General features: G+C 60.3%; 6 protein-coding genes and 1 pseudogene. 4 read left to right on the top strand and 3 right to left on the bottom strand.

The window, feature by feature from the left end:
• Positions 1–31: 31 nt before the first annotated feature.
• From gltB to FHX06_RS29615, 3 genes and pseudogenes are all read left to right on the top strand, one after another.
• Positions 32–4,756 carry a glutamate synthase large subunit gene (gene gltB / locus FHX06_RS29625; RefSeq protein WP_113211935.1) on the top strand — a complete coding sequence of 1,575 codons (4,725 nt, stop codon included), beginning with the start codon at positions 32–34 and terminating at the stop codon, positions 4,754–4,756.
• 225 nt (positions 4,757–4,981) lie between these two features.
• Complete coding sequence (locus FHX06_RS29620; RefSeq protein ID WP_112544481.1) at positions 4,982–6,436, top strand: glutamate synthase subunit beta; 1,455 nt, start codon at positions 4,982–4,984, stop codon at positions 6,434–6,436.
• A 255-nt stretch (positions 6,437–6,691) separates the two neighbouring features.
• Positions 6,692–7,254 (top strand): annotated as a pseudogene (locus FHX06_RS29615) (hypothetical protein).
• A 39-nt stretch (positions 7,255–7,293) separates the two neighbouring features.
• On the opposite strand, the gene FHX06_RS29610 reads toward FHX06_RS29615, so the two are convergent.
• Positions 7,294–8,505: an SGNH family hydrolase gene (locus tag FHX06_RS29610; RefSeq protein ID WP_113205862.1), complete on the bottom strand. Its 1,212-nt coding sequence runs from the start codon at positions 8,503–8,505 to the stop codon at positions 7,294–7,296.
• Between the two features lie 189 nt (positions 8,506–8,694).
• On the bottom strand, positions 8,695–9,918 hold the full coding sequence (locus FHX06_RS29605) for a lytic murein transglycosylase (RefSeq protein WP_112544138.1): 1,224 nt from the start codon (positions 9,916–9,918) through the stop codon (positions 8,695–8,697).
• A 204-nt stretch (positions 9,919–10,122) separates the two neighbouring features.
• Here FHX06_RS29605 and galU point away from each other — a divergent pair, with 204 nt between their 5' ends.
• Positions 10,123–11,010, top strand: a complete 888-nt coding sequence (gene galU / locus FHX06_RS29600) for a UTP--glucose-1-phosphate uridylyltransferase GalU (protein WP_112544136.1) — start codon at positions 10,123–10,125, stop codon at positions 11,008–11,010.
• 6 nt (positions 11,011–11,016) lie between these two features.
• Here galU and FHX06_RS29595 read toward each other — a convergent pair whose 3' ends face one another.
• Positions 11,017–12,561 carry an outer membrane beta-barrel protein gene (locus FHX06_RS29595; protein WP_113211938.1) on the bottom strand — a complete coding sequence of 515 codons (1,545 nt, stop codon included), beginning with the start codon at positions 12,559–12,561 and terminating at the stop codon, positions 11,017–11,019.
• Positions 12,562–12,643 lie beyond the last annotated feature (82 nt).

Below are 12,643 nucleotides of genomic sequence, written 5' to 3'. Positions count from 1 at the left end.
AGCCCCGCGGGCTTCGACAGGAGGAAAGACGATGACGAAGATGACGCCATCCACGCATATTGACCAGTTCGCAGCAGCAGACGCGCGCGCAATGGCCAATACGCGTAAATCCGCCTCCGGTCTGCCGAAGAAACAGGGGCTTTACGATCCGCGCAATGAGCACGATGCCTGCGGCGTCGGCTTCGTTGCGCATATGAAAGGGCAGAAGTCGCATCAGATCGTCAAGGACGGTCTCTTCATTCTCGAGAACCTGACGCATCGCGGTGCCGTCGGCGCCGATCCGCTGATGGGCGATGGTGCCGGCATTCTGGTGCAGATTCCCGACCGCTTCTTCCGCGAGGAAATGGCCAAGCAGGGCATTACCCTGCCGAAGGCCGGCGAATATGGCGTCGGCCATATCTTCATGCCGCGCGACGAAAAGCAGATCGAACACTTCAAGAAGGTGATCAAGGACGTCACCGCCGAAGAAGGTCAGGTCCTCATCGGCTTCCGCGACGTGCCGGTCGATAATTCATCTCTGTCAAAGGCGCCGGCGATTGCAGCGACCGAGCCGCATCACGTGCAGGTCTTCATCGGCGCCGGCAAGGATGCCGCGACGAACGACGAATTCGAGCGCCGGCTCTTCACGCTTCGCAAGGTCATTTCCAACCGGATCTATGACGAGTTCGACGGTGAGGAGAGCCACTTCTATCCGGTGTCGCTGTCCAGCACGACCGTCGTCTACAAGGGCATGTTCCTGGCCTATCAGGTCGGCGCCTATTACAAGGACTTGGCGGACCCGCGTTTCGAAAGCGCGGTCGCCCTCGTGCATCAGCGCTTCTCGACCAACACCTTCCCGTCCTGGAAGCTCGCGCACCCCTATCGCATGGTCGCCCATAACGGCGAAATCAACACGCTGCGCGGCAACGTCAACTGGATGGCGGCGCGTCAGGCTTCGGTCTCTTCTCCGCTTTTCGGCGAGGACATTTCCAAGCTCTGGCCGATCTCCTATGAAGGCCAGTCGGATACGGCCTGTTTCGATAACGCGCTCGAATTCCTTCTGCGCGGCGGCTATTCGCTATCGCATGCCGTCATGATGCTGATCCCGGAAGCATGGGCGGGTAATCAGTCCATGTCGCCCGAACGCAAGGCATTCTACGAGTATCATGCCGCGCTGATGGAGCCCTGGGACGGGCCGGCTGCCGTTGCCTTCACCGATGGCAAGCAGATCGGTGCGACGCTCGACCGTAACGGCCTGCGTCCGGCACGCTATCTCGTCACCGATGACGACCGCGTCATCCTGGCATCGGAAGCCGGCACGCTGCCGGTTCCCGAAGAGAGCATCATCCAGAAGTGGCGTCTGCAGCCCGGCAAGATGCTGCTGATCGATATGGAAGAGGGCCGGATCATCTCCGATGACGAGGTGAAGGCGCAGCTTGCGAACGCGCATCCCTATCGCAGCTGGCTCAACCGCACGCAACTCATTCTGGAAGACCTGAAGCCGGTCGAGCCGCGCGCGCTTCGCCGCGACGTCTCACTGCTCGATCGCCAGCAGGCCTTCGGTTACACGACCGAGGACACCAAGATCCTGATGTCGCCGATGGCGACGACGGGTCAGGAAGCGATCGGCTCGATGGGCACGGATACGCCGATCTCGGCCATGTCCGAGAAGTCGAAGCTGCTTTACACCTATTTCAAGCAGAACTTCGCGCAGGTGACGAACCCGCCGATCGACCCGATCCGCGAAGAACTGGTCATGAGCCTCGTTTCCTTCATCGGTCCGCGTCCGAACATTCTCGACCATGAAGGCATGGCGAATGCCAAGCGACTGGAAGTACGCCAGCCGATCCTGACCAATGGCGATCTCGAAAAGATCCGCTCCATCGGTCACACGGAAGACCGTTTCGACACCAAGACGCTCGACTTCACCTATGATGTAGAGCGCGGCGCCGAAGGCATGCCGGAAATGCTCGACCGTCTGTGCGAGCGTGCGGAAGCGGCTGTCAAGGGCGGCTACAACATCATCGTGCTCTCCGACCGCCAGATCGGTCCGGATCGTATCGCGATCCCGGCGCTGCTGGCGACTGCTGCCGTGCACCATCACCTGATCCGCAAGGGGCTGCGCACCTCGGTTGGTCTCGTCGTCGAGACCGGCGAGCCGCGCGAAGTGCATCATTTCTGCCTGCTGGCCGGTTACGGTGCGGAAGCGATCAACCCCTATCTCGCTTTCGACACGCTGCTCGACATGCATGCCAAGGGTGAATTCCCGAAGGAAGTCGACGCCAACGAAGTCGTCTATCGCTATATCAAGGCTGTCGGTAAGGGCATCCTGAAGGTCATGTCCAAGATGGGCATCTCGACCTATCAGTCCTATTGCGGCGGGCAGATCTTCGATGCGATCGGCCTGCAGTCGGAATTCGTCGACAAGTATTTCTTCGGTACGGCAACGACGATCGAAGGCGTCGGTCTGGAAGAAATCGCCAACGAGACGGTCATCCGTCACAAGTCTGCCTTCGGCCGCGATCCGATCCTGGCGAGCAACCTCGATATCGGCGGCGAATATGCCTACCGTATGCGCGGCGAAAGCCATGCCTGGACGCCGGATGCCGTGGCTGCCCTGCAGCATGCGGTGCGCGGCAATGCCGAGGATCGTTACCGCGAATTCTCCGAGATGGTGAACACCTCGGCACTGCGCATGAACACGATCCGCGGCCTCTTCAAGATCAAGAGCGCCGAGGCACTCGGCCGCACGCCGGTCTCGCTCGACAGCGTTGAGCCCGCGGTCGATATCGTCAAGCGCTTCTCGACGGGTGCCATGTCCTTCGGCTCGATCAGCCGCGAGGCGCATACGACGCTGGCAATCGCCATGAACCGGATCGGCGGCAAGTCGAACACCGGCGAAGGCGGTGAAGAGAGCGACCGTTACATGCCGCTGCCGAATGGTTCGTCGAACCCCGAGCGCTCGGCGATCAAGCAGATCGCCTCCGGCCGTTTCGGCGTGACGACGGAATATCTGGTCAATGCCGATGTGCTGCAGATCAAGGTTGCGCAGGGTGCTAAGCCCGGTGAAGGCGGCCAGTTGCCCGGCCACAAGGTCGATGCGGTCGTTGCCAAGACCCGTCACTCGACGCCGGGCGTCGGCCTGATTTCGCCGCCACCGCACCATGACATCTACTCGATCGAAGATCTGGCGCAGCTGATCTACGACCTGAAGAACGTCAATCCGACCTCGGATGTATCGGTCAAGCTCGTCTCGGAAGTCGGCGTCGGCACGGTTGCCGCCGGTGTTGCCAAGGCCCGTGCCGACCACATCACGGTCGCCGGTTTCGACGGCGGTACAGGTGCATCACCGCTCACTTCGCTGAAGCATGCCGGTTCGCCTTGGGAAATCGGCCTTGCCGAAACACAGCAGACTCTGGTGCTGAACGGGCTGCGCTCGCGTGTTGCCCTGCAGGTCGATGGTGGTCTGAAGACCGGCCGTGACGTCGTCGTCGGCGCGCTGCTCGGCGCCGACGAATTCGGCTTTGCGACGGCTCCGCTGATTGCTGCCGGCTGCATCATGATGCGCAAGTGCCATCTCAACACCTGTCCGGTCGGCGTGGCGACGCAGGATCCCGTCCTGCGCAAGCGCTTCAAGGGCACTCCCGAGCATGTCATCAACTACTTCTTCTTCGTCGCCAACGAAGTGCGCGAAATTCTCGCCTCCCTCGGCTTCACCAAGCTCGATGACATCATCGGTGCTTCGGAACTGCTCGAGAAGGATGAGATGCTGGCGCACTGGAAGGCCAAGGGGCTCGACTTCGCCAAGATCTTCCACAAGGTCGATGCACCGAAGGAAGAGACCTACTGGACAACACGCCAGAAGCACCCGATCGACGACATTCTCGACCGCAAGATGATTGCGGCCGCCGAGCCGGCACTGGCATCGAAGACGCCCGTCGCCTTCGAAGTCGATATCAAGAACGTCGACCGCTCGGCGGGTGCAATGCTCTCGGGCGAGGTCGCCAAGCGTTATAACCATCGTGGGCTGAAGGAAGATACGATCAACGTCACCCTGAAAGGTACCGCCGGGCAGAGCTTCGGCGCGTTCCTGGCACGCGGCGTCACCTTCAACCTGATCGGCGACGGTAACGACTATGTCGGCAAGGGTCTCTCGGGCGGCAAGATCATTATCCGCCCGCCTGACAATTCGAGGATCGTCGCTGAAAACTCGATCATCGTCGGCAATACCGTTCTTTACGGGGCGACCGAAGGCGAGTGCTACTTCCGTGGTGTCGCGGGCGAGCGTTTCGCAGTTCGCAACTCCGGTGCGATCACCGTCGTTGAAGGCGTGGGCGACCACGGCTGCGAGTATATGACGGGTGGCGTGGTCGTCGTGCTCGGCGCAACGGGCCGCAACTTCGCGGCCGGCATGTCCGGCGGCGTGGCCTATGTTCTCGACGAGACAGGCGATTTCGCCAGCCGCTGCAACATGGCCATGGTCGAGCTCGAGCCGGTTCCGGAAGAGGATGACATGCTGGAGAAGCTGCACCATCACGGAGGCGACCTCATGCACAAGGGACGAGTCGACGTCTCTGGTGACATGACGCGCCACGACGAGGAGCGCCTCTACCAGTTGATCTCCAACCATCTGCACTATACGGGCTCCACCCGCGCCAAGGAAATCCTTGAGCACTGGGCCGACTATCGCCCGAAATTCCGCAAGGTCATGCCCGTCGAGTACCGGCGCGCCCTTGAGGAAATGGAACGCAGCCGGATGGGCATCGCTGCCGAATAATTGCACCGAACAATCCGCCACGCTCCAAAGCGCGCGTGGCGGATGACCGAAATATCTCAATGACTCAACGACGATCAGCCGCAAGCCCGAAGCTTGCGCAACCGCGTGGATGGCGACAAGGGATATGTTCTGATGACGGTCAAGACAAACAACCTGCCTCCGCGATCGAGGCTGAACAGACAACTGGCCGCGGGCGAGGCGGTCATGAGGGTAAGGGACGAAAATATGGGTAAGGTTACAGGTTTTCTGGAAATCGACCGGCAGGTGGCGAAGTATCAGCCGGCGTCGGATCGCATCCGTCATTTCCGCGAATTCACGATCCCGATGTCGGACCCGGAAGTGCAGAAACAGGCAGCGCGCTGCATGGACTGTGGCATCCCCTACTGCCACGGCCCGACCGGCTGCCCGGTTCACAACCAGATTCCGGACTGGAACGACCTCGTCTACAACAACAACTGGGAAGCGGCGATCCAGAACCTGCATTCGACCAACAACTTCCCGGAATTCACAGGTCGCGTCTGCCCCGCTCCCTGTGAAGAGGCCTGTACGCTGAACCTCGAGGACGCGCCTGTTGCCATCAAGACGGTCGAGCAGGCGATTGCCGACAAGGCTTACGAGCTCGGCTTCATCCGCCCGCAGCCGGCAACGATCCATACCGGCAAGAAGGTCGCGATCATCGGTTCCGGCCCCGCCGGCATGGCTGCTGCCCAGCAGCTCGGCCGCGCCGGTCATGACGTGCATCTCTACGAGCGTGAGACGAAGCCGGGCGGTCTGCTGCGCTACGGCATTCCGGACTTCAAGATGGAAAAGAACTTCATCGATCGCCGCGTCGAGCAGATGAAGGGAGAGGGCGTCACCTTCCATTGCGGCGTCAATGTCGGCGTCGACGTCAAGGTCGAACAGTTGCTCGCCGATTATGATGCCGTGCTTTACTGCGGCGGCTCCGAGACGCCGCGCGCAGCCGGTATTCCCGGCACCGATCTCGCCGGTGTTCACGATGCGATGCCGTATCTCGTTCAGCAGAACAAGCGTGTCGGTCGCGAGAATATCGACAGCACCGGCTGGCCGTCCGACCCGATCCTGGCCGGCGCCAAGCATATCGTGGTCGTCGGAGGTGGTGACACGGCGTCGGACTGCGTCGGCACGGCCTTCCGTCAGGGGGCTGTCAAGGTGACCCAGCTCGACATTCGTCCGCAGCCGCCGGAGAAGGAAGACAAGCTCGCCGTCTGGCCGTTCTGGGCCACGAAGATGCGCACCTCCTCTTCGCAGGCCGAAGGCGCGATCCGCGAATTCCAGGTCGCGACGCTCGAATTCGTCGGTGAAGACGGTGTGCTGACCGGTGTGAAGTGCTGCGAAGTCGATGAGCGCCGCCGCCCGGTTCCGGGTACGGATTTTGTCATCAAGGCGGATCTTGCCTTTATCGCCATCGGCTTCAGCGGTCCGTTCAATGACAGCGTTTTGAAGGAACTCGACGGCAAGCTGACGCTCAATGTCGACAAGCGCGGATCGACCAACGTCGTTGCCAACGATCGTGACTACAAGACCTCTGTCGACAAGCTATGGACGGCCGGTGACGTGCGCCGCGGCCAATCGCTGGTGGTCTGGGCGATCCGCGAAGGCCGCCAGGCGGCACGCGCGATCGACGAGGCACTGATGGGCTCCACCGTCCTGCCGAGCTGATCCTCTTCGAATAATTCGTCGAGCGATAAAACTCCGCCGTATTCCGGCGGAGTTTTTCGTGGTGCGACCGGTTGACGCGCCGCGGCCTCCGGCAAGCTCCATGCAATTCCCGAACCGCAGGATTCTTGCGTGCGCAGGCCCGAACCGGCCCGCGACGACTGGCCGGACATGCCCCCGTCCGCTCAGTCGTGAGGCGTTTACTGTTGGCCGTGGCGCAGGGACAAGGTTGCTGCGGACCATATCAAAGGAAAAACCATGGTTTCCGCAATCGATAGTACGCGGCTGGTCTCAGCCCAATATGCCCTGACGGTCTCGATCCCGACACGTCGTCGCTACTTTCCAACAATGCGCTGGCAAGCCTGCTCGATACGCTCTCGACGCAGAACGATCAGGCCGAGGAGACGACCGATACGTCGGGCGAAAGTACCGATGTGACGAGTTCTTCCTTCATGGCCATGCTTAAAAAGCAGCTTGAAGAGGCGGCCCAGCAGGAAGGGACTGGTGGTACGGCGCATGACATGCTCGCCGCTCTTGAAAATGGTACGCTGACGGTCTCCGATCCGACGCAGGGCGTTTCCATCACCGCCTGGGATGTCGAAAATCCGGATGAAGCGAATACAGACAGCAAGCCCGGCACCGATATCGACGCCAGCGGCTGGAACGATTTCCTCAACGCGCATCTGAAGCGCGGCGATGATGCGTCCTTCGTCAAGCAGGGTAATCACTACGTGGATCAGCTCGACAACAGCAACGCCTATTTTGGCCAGATCGGCTCGAACTTCTACTATCTGACCTGGCCGCAGGCGGCAGCCCAGTAAGTCCCGAATATCAATAAGGGCCGCGCAAACGGCCCTTTCCTATTTTACGGAGACTTCCGCCGTCGTCTTCAGCGTCGGCATGCGGTAATCGTCTATACGCCCCGCCGGCGCGGGGGCCATTTCCCCCTGTTCGACCAAGAGATCGCGCGGCGACTTCGTCAGCGTCACCGGCGGTGTCTTGCTGGCACCGAGCAGTTCCGCTCCGCCATCGAGGTTCGGGTCGGACAGGCTGATCGGCTGCGTGTGTTCAACCGGATTGTTGGGCAGCGTCAGCGCCGGCAGGTTGCCGGGATCGAGGCGCACGAGATCGGGGCTCGCCTGAGTGCCGAGAAGGCGGCGAGCGGGCTTTTCCACGTAGAAGGCCAGCTTGCGGCGACCTGCCTGCGTCAGGTTGATGCCATCGGTCGTGCGCAAGCGCACCTGCTGGCCGTTGACATCGGAGCCGGTGACGATGAACTTGCCATTCTCGTCCACGAAGCCGTCCCAGATATCGACGAATTCGCCACCGATACTTTCCAGTTGATTGCGGTAGAGCTGGTTCATCTGCACGGCGTCAGCGGTCATCGAATCGGATTCGAAGGCGGGAAGCCCGACCCAGAGCAGCGGAATCTTGCGGCTCGTTACCTCCTTGCCGAAGGCCAGCACGCGGCGCTGATATTCGCTGAACCAGCCATCGGTGCGGAACTTTTCCTTGCCGGCATCCGTCACCATCTGCTGGCGATCGTTGGCGCCGATCATGACGACGACCATAGCCGGTTTCAGCTCGTCGATCATTTTCGGCAATTCGCCGGGCCAATTGTAGTAGTCGTCACGAACGAGGCCAGACGAGACGTTGCTGCGGGCTTCGATCACGACACCGGGCGAGGTTTCGAAAGCGGCGGTGAGGCCGTCACCCAGCCCGCCGGCCAGAAAGTCGCCAACGACCAGAATTTTCTGGGCGTTGTCGAGCTTTTGGACCACGGGTTGGCTGGGCGCGACCGGCGCCGTGCGCATTGGTGTCACGGCCTTCTGCGCTGGCGGGCGCCTGCGTGGCTGCTGTTGCCGCCGCGGCTGGTCGCGCATTTCGGGCTGTGGATTCTCGTCGATGTAACGGCGGCCGAGAAAGAAATCGAGGATGGAGCGGCGCTGATAACGAAGCTCCTGCGCCTCGGCGTAATGGGCCGGCAGCATTGAACCCAGGCAAAGAGACAACGCGGCTGCGGCGAGCGCAAGCCCACGAATCCATCGGGTCCGGTTAATTTTTCTTGTCATCGGGCAGTTCCGCATCTGCCGGGCATTTTGCATAGGCAGCAGCTTTCCGTCCACTCTACCCGTATTATTTAGGTCAGGCTTTCCCCGCTTCTACAGCATCGGCTCGAAAATCATTATCGATTCCCGGAAGGCACGATGCGTAAATTCAAGGAGTTAAGGCGCCCTTCACGTGCCTGAACGTACGGCGCTTTAACGGCGCAGTGCATCGAGAAGCGAGAGCGACGGCTCACCATCCGGCTGCATGCCGATGCGCTCCTGAACGGCGGCGATGGCTGCCTTGGAGCCGGATCCGAAATTGCCGTCGACATCGCCGCTATAATAGCCAAGCGTCTTCAGGCGCGTTTGCAATTCGAACTTCTCAGTGATGTCCAGCGCACCTTGGGGACGCGGCCATCGCTGCTGCATGCCGCCAAAGCCGGCGATCTGGTCTGCGAGAAGGCCGACGGCAAGAGCGTAGCTATCGGAGGCATTGTAGTTCTTGATGGTGAAGAAGTTCGCCGTCATCAGGAAGCCCGGGCCATCCGCACCCGCCGGCATCTTCAGCATGGCGCGGGTATCGCCGTCCTTGAAAGGCTTGCCATTCGGACGCTTCAGGCCGAGGGCCGCCCATTGGGCCAGTGTACGCGTCTTGCCGGTCTGCTGGGCGGCGGATGCCGGCACCGCAACCTCGTAGCCCCAGGTCCTGCCGGTGTCCCAGCCGTTCTTCATGAGAAGGTTGGCCGAAGTCGCCAGCGCATCGGGCACCGAATTCCAGATGTCGCGATGGCCGTTGCCATCGGCATCGACGGCGTAGAGAAGATAGCTTGTCGGTATGAACTGGGTGTGGCCCATGGCGCCGGCCCACGACCCGGTCATTTGCTTGGCGGGCACGTCGCCGTTCTGCAGGATCTTCAGCGCAGCGATCAACTGCTTCTTGGCAAATTTGGCACGCTTGGGGTCGGCATAGGCAAGCGTTGCCAATGCGCGTGGCACATAGTGAAGGCGCTCATCCTTAGCGAGAACTGCGCCGTAATTTGATTCCATCGACCAGATGGCGAGCAGAATCGATTTGTCGACACCGAATTGGCGCTGGATCTGATCCAGCGTCTTGCCATACTTGGCGGCCATCTTGCGGCCGATTTCCACAGTGTAGGGATTGACGCGGGAATCGACGTAATCCCAGATTTTAGATGTGAATTCAGGCTGATAGGTCGCCTTTTCCAGTACTGTCGGGTCAGGCTCGCTTACCCCCGAAAAGGCTTTCTGATAGGTTGCCTTACTGATGCCACTCTGCGCGGCAGTTTGGTAGAAGTCCGCGATCCACTTCTGGAACCGGGCATCCGCTTTTGCGTTATTGGGGGCCAGTCCGGTCGCTGTGGCGACAACGAGGGCGAGAGCAAGACCACGAAGGGAGTTTATATATTTTTGGGTCATCGGCAGTCGTATCCGTCATCTTCAGTTTTAGCCTGGGCGGTACGTCATGCCCGTCCTACGCTGAAATTACAGGAACGGAGTCAACAAATTCTTTACCATGGGCGGCCGGTCCAGTCACCATTTGCAAAACGGTAGCAATTCTATACTAGTTCAAATCGATATAGCGTTGAATTAAAAGCGGTATAGTCAAAACAGGAGGTCGGTGTGGCTCTGAATAAGAAAGTTCGTAAGGCAGTATTTCCGGTTGCAGGCCTGGGAACGCGATTCCTTCCAGCCACAAAAGCGGTTCCGAAGGAAATGCTGACTGTCGTCGACAAGCCAATCATTCAGTATGTCGTCGACGAAGCACTTGAAGCGGGCATTGAACATCTGGTTTTTGTTACTGGTCGTAACAAACATGTCATCGAAGATTACTTCGATATTCATTTCGAACTTGAGCAGACGCTCAAGGAGCGCGCCAAGAAGGCGGAAATCACCCTCCTGCAGCAGCAGCTTCCCAAGGCAGGCACGGTGAGCTTTACCCGTCAGCAGGAGCCGCTCGGCCTCGGCCACGCCGTCTGGTGCGCCCGTGAGATCATCGGCGACGAGCCTTTCGCCCTGCTTCTGCCCGACATGATCATGAAGGATCAAAAAGGCTGCATGAAGGGCATGATCGATCTCTATGAGCATAGCGGCGGCAACATCATCGCCGTCGAGGAATGCGCTCCCGACCAGGCACACAAATACGGTATCGTCGGCGTTGGCGAATCCGTCGGCGAAGGTTTCCGCATCACCGGCATGGTCGAGAAGCCGGCCAAGGGTACGGCTCCGTCCAACTTCTTCATCAACGGCCGTTACATCCTGCAGCCGGAAATCTTCAAGATCCTGGAGACCCAGGAGCGCGGCGCCGGCAACGAAATCCAGCTCACCGACGGCATGCTGAAACTGCTGAAGGAACAGGATTTCGCCGGCTATCACTTCAAGGGCGAGACATACGATTGCGGAGCAAAGGACGGTTTCATCCTCGCCAACGTTGCTTTTGCTCTTGAGCGCGCGGATATCCGCCCGACCGTCGAAGACGGTTTCAAGAACCTGCTCGCCCGCCTGAAGTAAGGCTGTTCAGCGCTTCAATTTGAGACCGACGCCGGCTCGCCATTGCTGCGAGTCGTCGCCTTCCTTGCGGGTGGTCAGCTCGTAGCCAAGCGTGCTGGTGAAATCGAGGTATCGGTTGATATTCCAGATAAGACCAGTCGAGGCGGTGTAAACCGTCTCGTCGCTTATCGTGCTGCCGCTTGGATAGTCGCGTAGCGTCACCCCGCCGATAACCGTCGTTACCAGATTGTCGCGCAGCTGATGATCGACCGTTGTCGTCAGCTGATGCGAGACATAGCCGCTTTCGCCCGCCGCCGTCGACGGCTGGATGCTGGTCTGCAGATCCAGATTGACATTCGTTCCGCGGATCGGCGACCAGAGCAGGCTTGCATCGAGTGTTGCCGTGTCTATCGATTTCAGGCGGCTGTCGTCGAAATCCGCCGTCGCATAACCGACTGCGACCTCGCCCTTGAGTTTTTCGCCCATATCGACCTGCACGCCGCCCTTGCCGCCGTAGCTGTCTCCCGAACGCCGGTAACCCGATGAATCGGTGCGTTCATCGTAATTCGTCTTGCCGATAGACGCTTCGATAAACGGAATGAGGGCGGGTGACAGTTCATAGCCGATGCGGCCGCGCACGGTCCCCGTAGTCTCGTTGCGGTCGCTCATCGAAACTGTCGTACCGTTCGAAAGCTCGGCGTCCGAATAAATCGCGCGGGAGATTGCGAGCGCGGCGGTCCCGCGCAAGATGCCGAAGTCGTGCTCGATGGACGCGCCGCCGGTAAACTCCTGCACATCGGATTGCTGATCGGCGTTGGTGATCGCATCCGGATCATCCGTGTCTTCGCGGTAGAAATTATAGCCGCCGGTGATGTGGCCGACGGTGTCGCGCGTCAGGTCCAACCGCAGATCGCCATCGATCTTGAAGGATGGCTGTTCTTCACCCTCGCCGCTGATGTTCTGCTGCCAGGCTCCTTCGGAGGTTACGGTCAGCTGATGCCGGCTCCAGTCGGAGGTCAGCGTCGCGCCCATGTCGGTTTCGAGAAAACCGCGGCTTTTTTTCGTGCCGCCATCCTTCGTGGTTTCGGTGTTGATCGTTTGGGTGACGCTCGGGCGCAGTACAAAGCTGCCGAGCGGGATCCCCGGCGTCTGCTCGGTCGAGACGCTCTCAGATACCTTGCGTGCCTGTGTCTCGTCGAGGCGGGGCTCGCGGGTGTTCAGCCTGCGCATATCCTCGTCCAGGATCGAACCGGTGATGTCGTCGTCGGGCAGCGGTGGTCGAGCGGATGCTATTGCGCTGTCTGCGTCCTGTGCCTGTGTCGAGGTGTTGGCAGGGGTGGTCGTATCATCGCCCGCGCCACCGCCGTCCGGCGCCGCGTTGCCCGCGCCGCTGCGCTGCGTGGCTGACGTGGCCGTGGTGCGGGAATTTGCCGTGCCTGCCGATTGTTGCTGCGACGTGATCTGCTGCGCGAAAGCTGAGGGCACGAGCAGCAAGCCGATAGCCGTGATGGAGACGGCACGGCTCATGGCGCGGAGCGGCGTCACACTGCTCGTCTGTTTTCCCTGGCCCATTCAATCCGCGCCTGAAATGCTTCGAAGTCTTACCCAAGCGTAAAGCCTTGTGGTTAATCATTCGTTGCCGCGCAGGCCGCGT

Source organism: Rhizobium sp. BK512 (assembly GCF_014194915.1).
Taxonomy (GTDB): Bacteria; Pseudomonadota; Alphaproteobacteria; order Rhizobiales; family Rhizobiaceae; genus Rhizobium.
This window is presented reverse-complemented; position numbering and strand designations above follow the sequence as displayed.